Raw genomic sequence first — 15,581 nt, 5'->3', positions numbered from 1 at the left:
GCTGGTTGGGGTTACCACAGTGCTACAGACATAAACGGCTACACCCATTATAACGATTGGGATGGTGACTGGAACTGGGGCTTCAAACTGGAAGGTTCTTACCACTTCAACACTGGTAACGATCTGACTGTTAACTGGTACCATTTAGATGCTGACACTGATGGCCACTACTACGATGAAGTATACCGTGGTTACACACACAACAACAAATGGGATGCAGTTAATGCTGAATTAGGTCAATTCGTTGATTTCAGCGCTAACAAGAAAATGCGTTTCCATGGTGGTGTTCAATACGCTCGAATCAAAGCTGATGTAAACAACTACGAAAACACTGTGTTCTTAACTAACCACAATGCTGAGTTCAGCGGTTTCGGTCCACGTACTGGTCTGGATATGCACTATGTATTCGGTAACGGCTTTGGTATTTATGCTAATGGCGCAGCTGCAATTCTGGTTGGTACTAGCAAGTTCAACGATGGTGTGAACTTATTCAATGGTTCCAAGAACTCTATTGTTCCAGAAGTTGAAGCTAAATTGGGTCTGGACTACACTTATGCAATGGCTCAAGGTGATTTAACTCTTGATGCTGGTTACATGTGGTTCAACTACTTCCATGCAATGCATACAACAGCTACTAACCTGAATGGTGGTGTTCTGTCTGAAACTGATTACTCAGCTTCTGGTCCTTACATCGGTCTGAAGTATGTTGGTAATGTTTAATTTCTTAGTTAACTAAGAAAATAATATAAGCCCGTCACTGGTTTGATGGGCTTTTTTTTTTGAAAGGGAGTCCATATGTTAAAGAAAACAACTTTAGCTGTACTAGGTTTGGCGGTTAATGGTTTTGCTTCTGCTGGTACTATGGGGCCAGTTTGCACCCCAGGTAACGTTACAGTTCCTTGCGAAACAAAGCAATGGGATTTAGGTGTTCAGGCACTTTACATGAAAGTTATTCAAAGTGCTGATAGAGCCTATCTGCATACAGTTGCGCCATTTGATGGTTATGGCGAATTTAAAAATGATTGGGACTGGGGCTATAAGCTCGAAGGCTCTTACCATTTTAATACAGGCAACGACATTACTTTAACCTGGATGCATTACAAGAGTGATACAACTCAGGGAGATTTCAGAGGTTTTATACCCTTTTCAACATTAGCTCCCCCCCTCTTTACTTCTTACACAGCAGCCAGTGAAAATCAATTAGATCAAGTCAATTTAGTCATGGGACAGCATGCTGATTTTGGTTTAGTCAAAAATATGCGTTTCTACGGCGGTTTGCAGTACGCGAACATTCGCTCTGATATTACCCATCTTTACAACCAATCACCAGCTGCCCTTATTCCATCTGGTATAACTTCTGTAAGTCTGCATGATGACTCAGATTTCAAAGGAGTTGGTCCTGTAATTGGTATCGATTATTCCTACGACCTGACTAATGAATTCAGCCTGACTGCTAATGGTGCTGGCTCAATTCTTTATGGTTCAAGCAGAGTGTTCACTGGTTACGTTGGTGCACCTGTAGCTGCAGTTATAGCATCCTGGTATGGTAGCAAGAAAACAATGGTTCCCAGCCTGGAAGCAAAACTTGGTGTAAACTATGCTTACGGCATGGCTCAAGGCACATTAAACATTGAAGGTGGATACCAGGTAGTTAACTATTTCCATGCCTTACAAACTTTTGGTGTTGAATCCCCTGCTGCCAATGTCATAACAACTAGTGATTTTGGTCTTTATGGTCCATACCTTGGCCTTAAGTATGTAGGCAACGTTTAATTAGTATTATCTAATTCTCCAGGCCCATCAATTGATGGGCTTTTTTATTTCTATCCGTAATAAAAACCAATACATTGATTAATCTCTAATAATTGAAATTAGCGGTACAAAATCAGATTCAGCCAAAAGCAAGATTCAAATTATTCGCTAGCAAAGCAGAATTCACCACGATATAATCCCTCGGCTATCCGACGAAGAATAAAAATAATACACAGGAGTACCCCGCATGAAGTTTAATAAAGTTTTATTGGCCTTAGTTTGTTTGTCATCGCCACTCTATGCGGAAAATGATCAACAACTGCAACGTGAAATTCAGCTGTTACAAAAGCAAACCCGTGACTTACAAGCTCAGCTGGACAGGCTACAAAAAAGACTGGTTTCACAAAGAACCGTTACTAAAGCTCCTCCAAAAGCTAAAGCTACAACCAGAAGCAAACGCGCAACCCCTCAAGCGGCACCTGCGCCAGTAGCCAAACAGAGTAGAAATAATATTAATGTACATAGATTTCATTCTACCACTGTAACCGTACATACCCCGGACGGTCATCCTGAATCAGTAGGCTTCTATCCTACTGCATTGATAGCCGATAATCAGGTAGTGACCTATATTGCCGGAACTCCAGTGGTAAGCTCACCCTATTTAGGGGACAGGCCTGCATTCGATGGTTCTGATTACATAGTCAACATTTCCAGTATTAACCGTGACATACGATTGATGCAACAAAGGCGTCGTATGTACAGAGCATACCAAAGTATAGGTTACCCCATTCCTGAAATGCCAATTATTTCAATCAGCGGAAAATCAGAGCCTGTTGCCGTTTTAAGTAATCCGTTCAGGGCTAATATGGACGGTGATATCACACTCGGTTCCAGTGAGTTGGACGTAGCGGCTGCTTTAAACCAGAACGTAGAAGCTTACATTGCCATTGCTTATGATGAAAGCCCTCCCTCTGTTGGTCCGCGTATTAATAACTCGGCATTTAACCTGAACATGGGCTTTGTCAACGTCGGTAATCTGGATCGCACGCCCTTTTATTTCACCGCAGGCCAGGTATACGTACCCTTTGGGCGTTATTCCAGCTCTATGATCAGTGCTCCATTGACCTTGAATCTTGCCCGAACGAAGACAAGACCGTTTATCTTCGGCTATAAATCTCAGGAAGATACCGGACCTTTCGCAGCTGTATATGGATTCCGCAGTGATACAACGCTTGGCAAGTCAGGTGTTGGCGGCGTTAACTGGGGTTACATTTTCAAACAGCATAATACCACTGGTGAAGTTGGCGTCAGCGTTATTAGTTCAATAAATGATGCTGCTGGGATGCAAAGCACTGGATCCAATGTAGGAACGACCTTTGGTGGTTTTGGATCACTGCTTAACGGAAATGAGGCCGTGCGCAAAATCCCTGCTGTTGACGTCCATGGTAATATAAGCATTGATCGTTATAATTTTACCGCAGAGTGGGTAGGAACGACCAAACGTTTCAGATATCAGGATTTAAGTTTTAATGATTATGGAGCAAAGCCACAAGCTGCACAAGCAGAGGTGGGCATGACGTTCAGAGCATTTAACAGACCTTCTTCTATAGGTGTTGGCTATCAATGGTCGAAAGATGCTCTTGCTTTAAATTTGCCGAAGCAACGTTTCAGCGGCGTGTTTAACATTTCCATTTGGAAAGATACCGTTGAAAGTATTGAATACAGACATGATATTGATTATGGCCTGACCCAATATGCCAATGGTGCTGCACCTCCTGGATTTGTAAACGAACCTACTTTAGGAACAGGCCGTTCGTCAGACACAGTGTCTGCGCAAATCGGCGTTTACTTCTAAAACCTGTAGCCCGTATTAGCGAAGCGTAATACGGGATCATCACCCTTCATATCCTTTATGTTATGCACTAATACTCCGCCGTCCCGCGGCTTGTCCGCGGGATCCAGGGATCTAGGCTCGGAGTGAAATCTCTGGATCCCGCGGACAAGCCGCGGGACGGCGGAGAGAAGTACCCTCTTTATGCCCCATATATGGGGCTATACATTCAACCTATCAAACTTCACCTGATTATTTTTTACAAACTGTGCTATCTTTTATCATAGCAACTCTTCAAACAGGAATTGGCATGCATGAGTCGGATACAGGACGAGCGATAGTTTCATTGTCAGTCAAAATGAAAACAAAATTAGTTTCTGTATCGATCGTTTTCATACTCGTAATGCTTTTCCTGATTCTCTCGCTTCCTAAAACATACGCCGCCAAAATTGTTGAATTAAGTATAAAAGGCCCTATTGGCCCCGCAACAGCTGATTATATAGTTCGTGGAATAAGTAATGCGCAAGATTCTGATTTAATTCTTATCTTGCTTGATACACCCGGAGGGTTGGATGCATCAACCCGAATCATTTTACAACAATTTCTTACATCAAAAGTCCCCATAATCACCTATGTCAGCCCTACCGGTGCGAGAGCGGCAAGTGCGGGAACGTTCCTTCTTTATGCCAGTACCTTAGCTGCAATGGCTCCGGGTACACAGTTAGGTGCGGCAAGCCCGGTTAATATTGGAGGTGCTGATGCCAAGACAGATAAATCGACCATGGAAAAAAAGGTAACTAACGATGCGATAGCAACAATTCGTACGCTGGCTCAATTAAGAGGACGTGATCCGGTGTTCGCACAAAAGGCAGTGGTGGATGCCATTTCGATTACTTCCAGTGAAGCCCTGAAAGCAGGAGTAATAAATTATATAGCTACAGACGTAAATGATTTATTATCTCAGGTTAATGGTGTAACCGTTATGCAGAATAATCAAACAGTCAGCATTAATACGGCGAATCCGGAAATTCAGGTCGTTGCCCCTGATTGGCGCACGAGATTCTTATCTGTTATCACCAATCCAACAGTCGCCTATTTGCTCCTTTTGCTGGGAATTTATGGAATATTTTTTGAACTGGTCAATCCTGGCTTCATTTTACCAGGCGTAATCGGCGCGGTTGCCATGTTGCTGGCGCTTTATGCCCTGCAATTGCTACCGGTAAATTATGCTGGCCTCCTGCTTATTTTCCTTGGTGTAGCTTTTGTCATAGCAGAAGGGTTTACCCCCAGTTTTGGAGCACTTGGTATAGGCGGGACAATTGCATTTGTACTGGGTTCTATCATGCTGATAAATACTGATTCAGCGGCATATCAAATCGCATGGTCAACCATATGGGCTATGGCTGTATTCAATGTGGTGGTCTTTCTGTTTTTGTTAAGTATGGCATTCAAAGCCAGGAAACAGAAAGTAAATAATGGGCTGATTATGTTAGTTGGCGCAAAAGGACGAACCCTGGGTGACATCAATCTGAACGGTCAGGCTGTTATACGCGGTGAAATCTGGAGTGTCTATTCCAAAAAACCGATAGCGGCGGACAAACCCATCAAGGTTTTATTAACCCATGGTTTGTTATTGGAAGTAGAGGAAGATTTGGCAGCTGAATAATGCCTGTGCCCCACGGCAACTATTAAGGAGAACGAAATGGGTGCTTTTCTGGGAGTTTTATTAATTGTTATTGCTTTGTTCTTAATGTCTATGTTTAAAGTATTCAGGGAATATGAGCGTGGTGTTGTGTTTATGCTGGGTCGCTTTTGGCGCGTTAAAGGGCCTGGTTTGATCATAATTATTCCAATAGTGCAGCAGGTCGTAAGGGTTGATTTGCGTACCATAGTAATGGATGTTCCCAGTCAGGATGTTATTTCCCGTGATAACGTATCCGTACGGGTCAATGCCGTTTTATATTTTCGTGTGGTGGTGCCTGAAAATGCCATTATTCAGGTAGAAAATTATTTTGAGGCGACAAGCCAGTTGGCACAGACTACTTTGCGCTCTGTATTGGGTCAGCATGATCTGGATGAGATGTTGTCTGAACGAGAAAAACTAAATAGCGATGTTCAGAAGATACTTGATGCGCAAACCGATAGCTGGGGGATTAAAGTATCTAATGTAGAAATCAAGCGCGTAGATTTGGATGAAAGTATGATTCGCGCGATTGCCAAACAGGCAGAGGCAGAGAGGGACAGGCGAGCCAAGGTCATTCATGCCGAAGGGGAGTTACAGGCTTCAGAAAAACTATTGCAAGCATCTCAGGTTCTGGCACAGCAACCCCAGGCCATGCAACTAAGGTATTTACAGACTTTAGCAACCATCGCCGGGACTAACAACTCAACGATAGTTTTTCCCATGCCTATGGAACTGGGTGACATATTAGCAAGCATGGCCAAAAAGAAATAAATTGCAAAATATTGTCACGATCTAATCGTAGCCCGGCCTGCTCGCAGCCGGGATCGAAGTGGCAATGAGCTTAAGTAAGAATCGCTGCGGGAGAGTCCTGCGCAAGAAACCCCTTGACCTAAGCGTGTCTTTTAGGGAAACCTGCATCCATGCGGTCGATGTGCGCGTCCCTGCGCACAACGCCCTAAAAGACACGCTTAGGCCAAGGTGTTTCCGAGAGAATGTGCCAAAGTGGCAGAGAACGTAAATCTGAATCCTGGCACAGTGTGTAGCCCGCTCTGCTCGCAGCCGGGATCGAAGTGGTAATGAGCTCATTCCCGTATTACGGTCAACACCCGATCTACGTCGTCCTGAGCGCGTCTTTTGGCGCGAAGGATCTCCTGAAAGCGGCATGGTGCCAGTATTTGGAGATCCTTCGCGCCAAAAGACACGCTCAGGACGACGTGGATCGGGGAATGGTTACGGCTAATGCCTAATACGTTCTACGCTATGTTTTTTCAATTTTCATCATTACAAACTTTCGTTTATACGCTATTTATGATAGAACTCTATCTTTTAAAGTATCATGAGGTTTCACTGTGTCGATTAAATCAGATAGATGGATTGAAAAGATGGCGCTTGAACATGGGATGATATCACCATTCCAATCCGGGCAAGTGCGTGAAAATGATAGTGGCCGGATCATATCTTACGGCGTTTCCAGTTATGGCTACGATGTGCGTTGTTCTAATGAGTTCAAGATTTTTACCAACATTAACTCGGCTATTGTCGATCCCAAAGCCTTTGATGAGAACAGCTTTGTCGATGTTCAATCCGATGTATGCATTATTCCTCCCAATTCTTTTGCATTGGCAAGAACAGTTGAGTATTTTCGCATACCCAGAAATGTTTTAACGATTTGCCTGGGTAAATCTACTTACGCCCGATGCGGTATTATCGTCAATGTAACCCCGTTGGAACCTGAATGGGAAGGTCATGTAACTCTGGAATTTTCCAATACTACAACGTTGCCTGCAAAAATTTATGCAAACGAAGGTGTGGCGCAAATGTTGTTTTTGGAAGCAAGTGAAGTGTGTGCTGTTTCTTATCGTGATCGTGGCGGAAAATATCAGGGGCAAACTGGAGTAACCCTGCCACGCACTTGATAAACTATTGCCACCGGTACTTGAGTTTGTAGCCTGTATTAGCGGAGCGTAATACAGGATCGAATTGGCAATTTCCGTAAGTGTTCAACCCTATTGAAGGAACAGCCATATTTGGCTCATCTTGAGAGAAAAACCCGCGAAATGATGCTCACATAGCCACCTATGCTCCGCTCATTTCGCGGGTTTTTCTCTCAAGATGAGCTCAAATCTGGCTGTTCGAGTACACATAAGCCCATACCCCCTGAACGGTTATCAATTTCCCGTATTACGCTTCGCTAATACGGGCTACGACCTATGTTACGAATCCGAAAATCCAGTTATTCGTCTTTAGGTAAAGGACAATTTGCCCGCGAAGCATCCACTCGTTCCCGTAATTCTTTCCCGGGTTTAAAGTGAGGACTATGTTTTGCTTCAGTCACTACCTTTTCACCTGTTTTAGGATTGTGGGCATTTCGAGGTGGTCGGTAGTGCAGTGAGAAACTACCAAAGCCCCTTATTTCTATTCTTTGGCCTTTGATAAGCGCTTCACTCATCAATTCCAATATTTTATTAATGCCATCGGCTACTTGTTTCTCAGTAAGATGCGTCATTCGAGCAGCGATGTGTTCAATGAGTTCCGATTTAATCATACCCACCTCGTTTTGTCGCGTGTTCCAGAGTCTGCTACCAAGACACATCAGGTGCTGACAATTTTCTCTTGTTTTATAAGTATAGACGGGGTAAAAAAATATTCAATGTTTTCAAACCAGTTAGTGCAAATATGTTTTTGTGGTATGAATATAAGCAAGAACCACGCCCCAACTCATTTGAATTTTTGTATGTTCTACTTGCCAGAACTCAGTGTTTAAAAGGGGTTTGCTGGTGGTTATGATGGCTTCTATTTGCGGCAGGTTGTTCAGGCGGGAGCAAAGATCTTCCCAGGTTTGTCCTATCAATGCAGTTGCATTTATAAAAATCAGGGTGGCATCCTTTAAATCTGCCTCAAGAATGTTTCCCTCTATTAACTCAATTTTTTCTGCGGCAATTTGGTACTCATTTATTGTTTTTAATTTTTCTACCTGTTCGCAAGCGCATAAGTGCAATTGATGAAACAATTCAATACCCAAACTCTTTCGTACAGGATATACCATAGCGCAGGCGAGTACTGCTTTTCCAACTCCAGAGCCCAAATCGTAAAAAACAGTGGTACTGTCGATTTTTACTAAAGATAAAAGGGCAATAAAGGGAAGAAATTCTATTTCACCATAGGTAAATTCAAAGGCATCTTGCTTTTCCCTTGCCTGACGAGAAAGAATGAAACCATTCACGTCTTTATAGATTTCCTGAAAAACGGGTTCATGATGCATCAAATTTAAGGATTTTTGCCACTTTTTTATTCGCCTTATTTTTCTTTTGCGAAGAAAGTAAAACAGTAAAAAAAGAATAAAAATGGGCAAATAAATAAGGTAAGGCATTAAATGGATGGAGAGTTCAAGCCCTTCATCCATGTTGTAATCCATTATCGTTTAATATTTTTGCTTTTTCTTCCTGGGTCAAGTTTGGCCAGGCTTGCAGCAGTACCTTCCCTGCCTGGCGTTCATTCATGGCCTGATGGTGCATTTCCCAGGGTAATTCATCACTCATATAAAGAACAATAATAAACGCGGTGAGAATAGTAAGGAATACGGCAAAAAAACCTGCTTTAAATTGAAATAGGCCCAACAGCTTATTGCTCTTATTTACGGCGTCTTGCGCAACGCGCTCTACATGATCGCAGCTTTCGCTGGCTATGCGATGAAATTGATGCACATCATATTTGGACAGCTGATTGGCTATAGATTGGCTAGCCTGCAAAGAGCGATTTTCAATTTTATCAAGGCAATTTTCGGTCAGGCTCTTTAGCTGTTCCTGTTGTTGCTGAAAATTATGAGTAATTTGAGCGCATTTTTGCTCTAATAATTGCAGATTGGCTTCACCTTGAGATAAGGCCTTTTCCGTTGTGCTGCGAAACTGAGTGATCCCTGTGTGAGTCAAAAGATCATTAATTGTTGTCAGCTCATCATGTACGGTGCTTAAGTAATGCTGCAAGTGTTGCGATTTCTGTTCGATCTCGGTACGCCAATCCATCATTTTGGTTTCGGCAAGTTCGAAATAAGCAATAAATTCGCCAGTATGTCGCAATAGCTCCTTAATACGCACTAAATCATCATCAGGATGTTGTTCCATACGTTCTCCTTGCAAGCAGTCCTGTCTTTATCCTGGATTATGATTCTATACCCAAAATTCGTTTACTGCTATGACTCAGGGCGTTTATTGGTTGATGCGGCAATTTCTGGTTGCGAATCTGTTCAACAGTGCAGGAAGCAAGCGATAGATTGTTGGTGTAGCTGCTTTTAGGTGCTGTTGACAGACCCGGATAAATTGGCATTATTTGTGCTTAACAAAGTGATCCATTTTCATTATCATCATTTCAGGAAATGAAAGAGCCCTTCTAAATAAAAATCGATTGAATTATTTTTCGACATGGTGGTTTAATTTTTTATTTATGAGTGGTAAAATATACATTAAATTGTAAAACCTTGTTAATATTTCCTTAATCTGGATTGATTAAAATGGAGATGTATCCCAAGGTAGGAGAGTGCTATGGTTAAAGCTTTCTTTGATAGAACTCCTGCGATAGATGATGGCAAGCAGGATAAAACGGAATATAAATTTATTCATGTAGGTGGAGATCAGTTCCGTGCTCTTGCCGTGTCTTTAATTGATTATTTACGTAATACCAGGCGTGTTAATGATGTCTCTTTGAAAAAAATATTGGAGCGTTTTGACAGCCGTTATCCCCAATATGTTCCACGACCGCTTTATTTTTCGTCCGCAGAACGCATGGGAATGTTGATTAATGGGCCACGTAAATCTGAAGTAGTGGAGTGTATGGCGGATGTATTACGTCAACTTGCTGTTGATGAGATCTATGCCCATCCTTTAAACTATCGTGAAGTTTTTAATGATTTGCCAGCCAGCACGTCACGCGATTATCTTCGTCAGGCAACGACACCTTTGTCTGTGGATGCGCTACGTGCCCTTTCCCAAATGCTTGGTTTAAATATCACCCTCTCTTTTACGGAGCATGGTAAAGAATTGCGTAAGCGAGTGGTGCATGCCAATAATTCTATGCCTGGTCCTAAAGCAGACTTATATTTACAAGTACAGGGTACAAATTATTTACCCGGTGTAAAGAATGAAAGTGATTTCGCTTATGTTGGGCATTTGGCTGTGAAAGCACCAAAACCGGTTGAACAAACAACGTCAGAAACGATTACCGCTCTGCTAGAGTTAATTGCTTCAGACAATAGCGAGCTTTTAAGAAATTATTTTCGCTGGCGCAATAATCTGTTGTTTAAACTGCATGACCCGGATGACAAATTAAACACTCAGGATCTGATTCTTCTTTATGCAGTGTTTTTACCTTCTCAACGCGGTATTGTTAATAATCCTAACGAATTTTTTGCCAGATTAACCGAAAAAGAAAAAGAGCCTGTGACGGCTAGCAAATTGCAGCCTTCAAATTACGTGAATGAATTATTGGCAAACGCTTTTGCCGGATGGATTAGTACAGGGTTAGTAGATCCCGATGAGTTGTTTGAATGTATTGAAACACCTTCTTATGCCAGCCCAGCTGCTTGATAAAACAAATGTGTAGCCCGTATTAGCGAAGCGTAATACGGGAAACAGCGATTCATTGCTTGACCACGTCATTGCCATTTTGATCCCGTATTACGCTTCGCTAATACGGGCTACACTCCTCAGTAATCCTACAAAAATCCTTCTTGCTTCATCCATTCGTCATTGGGGAACTTGGACATATAATTACGGATGGAGTCAGGTAAAATGACCAGGCATTTCTGCCCTTTACCTAAAGTTTTGGCCGCTTGCAATGCGCCCCACATAGCAGCACCACAGGAACCTCCTACCAATAGCCCTTCTTCACGCATCAGTAATCGCGCGGTGCGGAATGAATCAGCATCATTAGTTTTCACATAACCATCTAAAAGCTCATTCTTTAATACTTCAGGGAAGAAATCATAGCCTATACCTTCTACATGATAGGATTTGATTTCAGTACCGCCACCAAGAATGGAACCTTCGGGATCCACACCAATAATTTTAATTGCAGGATTATATTCTTTCAGGCGTTTGGCTATTCCGGAAATAGTGCCGCCAGTTCCAACTCCGGCAACAACCATATGCAAATCCATGCCAAAATCATCAATGATTTCCTGAGCGGTACCTTTGTAATGGGCATTAGGATTATTCGGGTTTGAGTATTGATCCAGAATATGAGAATTAGGGATTTTCGCCTGCAGATCCTTTGCCAGAGAAATATGACTGTCCGGATCATGAGACGCGGCTTCAGTCCGGGTTCTATAGATTGTCGCACCAAGGCGTTCCAGAACCGATTGCTTTTCCTGGCTCATTTTTTCCGGCATGGTAATGATCACTTTATATCCAAGAACCGCCCCTGCCAGAGCTATTCCTATCCCTGTGTTGCCTGAAGTAGGTTCAATCAAAGTATCACCTGGCTTAATCCGCCCTTCACGCTCGGCTTGAGTCACCATTTCATAGCCAATCCGGTCTTTTACGGAGCCACCTGGGTTGAAAAACTCACATTTGGCATACAGTTCACAGTCCAGATCGCGGCTTAAATGGTTAATTTTTACTACTGGGGTTCTGCCAATAGTGGCTAAAATATTGGGGTAAATCATACTCAGTCCCTGTGATTGATAAAGAAGTCTAAATTATACTGAAGAACGATGAAAATACCATGTTTCAAAAGGTTCGATTTTTCAACAAGGTGATAATAATGAGTTGATCTCGTCAGACAAAGATAAAAATAGTATTATTATCAATGCCTTACTTTAAGGGCTGTTAACTCAATAAAACACTATCTTGTTCGTAAAGCTTAATGATTTCTTCAACTTGATAAGAATGAATTAATTTACCATGATCAAGCAAAAGAGCCTGATTGCAATACTTTCTGATTGTATCCATTTCGTGTGATACAAGAATTAAACCCTTTCCTTTCGATTTTTCATTAAATAACTCAATACTTTTTTGTTTAAAGGCGGCATCACCAACGGCAAAAACCTCATCAATGACATAAAAATCGAAATCAAAAGCCATGGACATGCCGTAAGCAAGGCGAGCTATCATCCCTGAACTGTAGGTAGAAACGGGCATATCAAAATACTCGCCTAAATCTGCAAAATAATTAACAAAATCAATTTTATTTCTTCTCTCTATGGCGTTACAGGAAAAAAGGCGACAAATGAATTTGATATTTTCTCGGCCAGTCAACGCTTTAATAAAACCGGTAGTTAATCCTACTGGCCAGGATATTGAACTGGTACAGGTTACTGTGCCTTTATTGGGAAATTCTACACCGCAGAGAAGGCGCAATAAAGTCGACTTACCTGAGCCATTAACGCCCAGCAATCCCAGTCTCTCTCCAGGAGCTAATGTTAATGAAAGATTTTCAAAGATAATCCGCCGGCGTCTATTGACGCGGTAATATTTAGTAATATTATCAGCGATAATCATTATTAAGCCTCCTCCATGCTCAAGATTTAAATTACATCTGGGTATTAATTCTCAGAGTTATTTCTTCTTCCCGAGCCTTTAACAGATACGATACTTGTCTTCTCAGGCTTTTAATTGCTTTTATACGTTTTATTTTTCTGAGAGAAAAAGAATATTGAGCTAAGGACAACAAAGTTTTTTCTCCAAAGCCATCGATGAGAACGAAATGATAACCTTGAGATGGTTTAAAGGCATAAACAACATTATTTGCAGTTAATTCTATGACACAAATATCAATTTCCGTCATATGAGCTATAAATTCTTCAAGATGTTGTTCTACTTGTTCGTTAAATTGTCCATCGGTAATGACATCGAAAAGTGTCTTTGCATACTTACCCTGATCGTTCTTTTCTGCTTGAACAACTAAGCCTAATCCGAGGTTGGTGTCAACAAAACCGATGATTCGTTGAATGTAATTACTGGGCGAGTTGGGTGCAAAGTGTAATTTCAGCCTGGCATATTCTGCGAGCTCTCTGAGTAAATATTTAAAGAAGCGATGATAATTTCTAACAGACAATTCTTCATTGTTAATCCACTTTTTTATGGTGCATTTTAAAATTTTAATTAACAAATCAGGATTTTTCGGGTGTGCGTAAACATAGCGTGTCATGCCTTCGGCCATGTATTCGTTTTTATTTAGGCGTACTAAATTATCATTCATGAATTCATCTCTTTTACTGATTCATTAAAAATAAGATACAGGGGAGAACCTGTAACCAAAGAATTATTTGCGATACAGCCATACTTATCCAAAATTTGTGTATAACCTTTTAAAGGTAAGTCAGCAGGCTCTGGATCATTAGACCAAAGCATTATGACTTTTTGTTCTTCAGTTTTAAACTCAAAAACATACAGTTCATTAGAATAATCATGTTTATGGATAAAATGTGCTTTGCCTAAAAAATGTAAAAAGAAAGCTAAAGCCTTAAAAGCAGCCCTTGGACGAAAATTGTCTCTATCATCAACCAGACCATAACCATGTGCGGACAATCGCCACCAGAATATTTGCTCTACATGGCCCGAGCATAAGGCTATTACAATATAGCGTAACATATAATTGGCATACTCTTCTTCACTAATGCCGGGTTCTTCCCTTCTCCATTTAGGCGTTTCATAGGGACAGCCTATGGGAGACCAGATTCCGGTATATTTAACAGGCCAATTTACTTCAGAAATAATGACTTTGTCAGTGCATTGTTTTGAACCACTGGCTAAAGCTTTAAGTAACGCGCATTTTTCGACAAGAGAAAACGTTCTTCCTTGCTTGTTTTCCGGAGCGCCTCTTCTATCTACATACAGGAAATGCGATAAGGCATCCAGGCGCTTGCCTTTAGGCAATGTTTTTAATGCAGCAAATACGGCCTGATAGTCAAAATCGATGCATGCAGGTCCTGTTAGTTTGATTTGCGGATAACGCTTTTGCAGTTCGAAGGCGGGACGCATTAATTGAGCATATTCTTTCGAGCTCCAAATACCCCATTTTACCCGATTGCTGGCATGAGTGACTTCAATATAAGAAACTTTATCTGCAACAGCACTAATTACCGTATTCAAAAAGCCTGCCCAACCCTCAAGATCTAATATCGCTTGCCGGTCTTGTAAAATCGCAACCATTACTTCAATGTTTTGCTGGTGTAGGTAATGAACAAGGTCAATACCTTTTCGCCAGTCTTCAGGTGATTCATGATGACAAAATCGCAGTAGGACAGGGGGATTGCCTAATTGCTTTAACAATATTAATTCATGCTCCATATAGTCCTTTTTAGGATGGAGTGCTATCCCGACACGATGTTCTAAGGAGAGGGGGTGTCGATAACTATTAGCCAAAATCTGATAATAACGCTTATGAATAGCTCTTAAATGAATAACTCCATGAAAAGCCATTGTTATGATATGCAGCCAATCACGATAACAGTTCTTTTCTTTCCGATTTAATATCATCATGGGCTGAGCCGTTTTTTCGTCCCAAAGCCATATATTCTGTTTATTCACGGTTACTTTTTTATGTTTCTTCCTGAAGTAGCGTACTGGATGTCTGAATGGGCTTAAATACTGATACAATTCCCAACGCCTCCTGTATTTCACCTCTTGTTGGTGCAATAAAGCAGGTGCATCTTCATGTCCCCAATAAATCATTTTGAAGATATTTCTGTAGGCTCCAGGCAAGTTAATGCGCGAGAGATCAAAGGCGCGTTGTTTCAAGCTGAGAGGGTTTTGCGCTATTTTGCTGTTATTTAAATTATGAAATAACGGCTTTTCCCATTTTTTATCCTGTTGTTCCGGGAATACAATAGCCTCGCCATTCAGATTTCCGTGCATGAATCCCATGTCATGCATTGATCGGATAGCGGGGGCAATAGTATGCAGTAAATCCATCAATTCTTTATTGTCACAACGCTCATATATTTTATTAAGGTAATCCCCAAAGCAAATGACGGGCTCAAAAAGATAAAGATAATAGCTTTCTATTAAATGCCCTTTATGCCATAGATCTAACCAGGCAACAGGATTTGGAGCGCCAATATGATTTTGCTGTAAATACCAGGCAGCCAGAAAGGAATGTTTGGCTTTTGATTGCCTGTTACCATATTGACGCCGGAAACATTTAACTGCAACAGATAATTCTCCCAATGTTACTATTGAGTTTTCGTCATGAGAAAAAGGAATTATTGCATTTAATTGCGACAAAAGGAGTGTATGGTCAAATGCTAAAGCAACGCCGCCTTGATAAGGTCCTAAAGTTATAGGAGTATACTGATTCAAAAAGCACCTCTTGTATTTA

Annotated in this window: 14 protein-coding genes; 7 read left to right on the top strand and 7 right to left on the bottom strand. The window is 41.5% G+C overall.

Going from position 1 to position 15,581, the window contains the following annotated elements; genetic code table 11:
* The 6 genes from B094_RS0113890 to dcd form a co-directional block, all read left to right on the top strand.
* Nucleotides 1-720 (top strand): Lpg1974 family pore-forming outer membrane protein (locus tag B094_RS0113890; RefSeq protein ID WP_018578424.1); only part of this gene is annotated, 720 nt, incomplete at its 5' end.
* Nucleotides 721-795: 75 nt separating this feature from the next.
* Nucleotides 796-1,773, top strand: coding sequence for an Lpg1974 family pore-forming outer membrane protein (locus B094_RS0113885; RefSeq protein ID WP_018578423.1), 978 nt, complete (start codon nucleotides 796-798; stop codon nucleotides 1,771-1,773).
* A 226-nt stretch (nucleotides 1,774-1,999) separates the two neighbouring features.
* Entirely contained in the window at nucleotides 2,000-3,607 is a 1,608-nt protein-coding gene (locus B094_RS0113880; protein WP_018578422.1) for an LbtU family siderophore porin, read from the top strand.
* Nucleotides 3,608-3,893: 286 nt separating this feature from the next.
* A complete protein-coding gene (locus B094_RS0113875; RefSeq protein ID WP_018578421.1) occupies nucleotides 3,894-5,249 on the top strand; it encodes an NfeD family protein in 1,356 nt (451 codons plus the stop codon).
* A gap of 36 nt (nucleotides 5,250-5,285) precedes the next feature.
* Nucleotides 5,286-6,038 (top strand): slipin family protein, encoded by a 753-nt coding sequence (locus B094_RS0113870; protein ID WP_018578420.1) that lies wholly within the window; start codon nucleotides 5,286-5,288, stop codon nucleotides 6,036-6,038.
* 578 nt (nucleotides 6,039-6,616) lie between these two features.
* Nucleotides 6,617-7,183 (top strand): dCTP deaminase, encoded by a 567-nt coding sequence (gene dcd, locus B094_RS0113860; protein WP_026254043.1) that lies wholly within the window; start codon nucleotides 6,617-6,619, stop codon nucleotides 7,181-7,183.
* Nucleotides 7,184-7,500: 317 nt separating this feature from the next.
* Here dcd and B094_RS0113855 read toward each other — a convergent pair whose 3' ends face one another.
* The 3 genes from B094_RS0113855 to B094_RS0113845 form a co-directional block, all read right to left on the bottom strand.
* Nucleotides 7,501-7,812, bottom strand: a complete 312-nt coding sequence (locus B094_RS0113855; RefSeq protein WP_026254042.1) for an integration host factor subunit beta — start codon at nucleotides 7,810-7,812, stop codon at nucleotides 7,501-7,503.
* Nucleotides 7,813-7,932: 120 nt separating this feature from the next.
* A complete protein-coding gene (locus B094_RS0113850) occupies nucleotides 7,933-8,670 on the bottom strand; it encodes a class I SAM-dependent methyltransferase (RefSeq protein WP_018578416.1) in 738 nt (245 codons plus the stop codon).
* Nucleotides 8,663-9,388 (bottom strand): hypothetical protein, encoded by a 726-nt coding sequence (locus B094_RS0113845; protein WP_018578415.1) that lies wholly within the window; start codon nucleotides 9,386-9,388, stop codon nucleotides 8,663-8,665. The genes B094_RS0113850 and B094_RS0113845 overlap by 8 nt, the downstream gene beginning before the upstream one ends.
* Before the next feature lie 417 nt (nucleotides 9,389-9,805).
* Between B094_RS0113845 and B094_RS17375 the strand changes: the two genes are divergently transcribed.
* Nucleotides 9,806-10,846: an OTU domain-containing protein gene (locus tag B094_RS17375; protein WP_018578414.1), complete on the top strand. Its 1,041-nt coding sequence runs from the start codon at nucleotides 9,806-9,808 to the stop codon at nucleotides 10,844-10,846.
* Nucleotides 10,847-10,974: 128 nt separating this feature from the next.
* On the opposite strand, the gene B094_RS0113835 is transcribed toward B094_RS17375, so the two are convergent.
* The 4 genes from B094_RS0113835 to B094_RS0113820 form a co-directional block, all read right to left on the bottom strand.
* On the bottom strand, nucleotides 10,975-11,925 hold the full coding sequence (locus tag B094_RS0113835) for a pyridoxal-phosphate dependent enzyme (RefSeq protein WP_018578413.1): 951 nt from the start codon (nucleotides 11,923-11,925) through the stop codon (nucleotides 10,975-10,977).
* 163 nt (nucleotides 11,926-12,088) lie between these two features.
* The gene (locus B094_RS0113830; protein ID WP_018578412.1) at nucleotides 12,089-12,760 is read right to left on the bottom strand and encodes an ABC transporter ATP-binding protein; all 672 of its coding nucleotides are present in this window, start codon (nucleotides 12,758-12,760) and stop codon (nucleotides 12,089-12,091) included.
* A gap of 31 nt (nucleotides 12,761-12,791) precedes the next feature.
* Complete coding sequence (locus tag B094_RS0113825; RefSeq protein ID WP_018578411.1) at nucleotides 12,792-13,460, bottom strand: YrbL family protein; 669 nt, start codon at nucleotides 13,458-13,460, stop codon at nucleotides 12,792-12,794.
* Complete coding sequence (locus B094_RS0113820) at nucleotides 13,457-15,562, bottom strand: hypothetical protein (protein ID WP_018578410.1); 2,106 nt, start codon at nucleotides 15,560-15,562, stop codon at nucleotides 13,457-13,459. Before B094_RS0113820 ends, B094_RS0113825 begins: the two co-directional genes overlap by 4 nt.
* Between the last annotated feature and the right edge of the window lie 19 nt (nucleotides 15,563-15,581).

This window comes from Legionella shakespearei DSM 23087, from assembly GCF_000373765.1.
GTDB classification, from domain to species: domain Bacteria; phylum Pseudomonadota; class Gammaproteobacteria; order Legionellales; family Legionellaceae; genus Legionella; species Legionella shakespearei.
The sequence above is the reverse complement of the archived record's forward strand: the minus strand, read 5'-3'. Positions and strand labels throughout refer to the sequence as shown.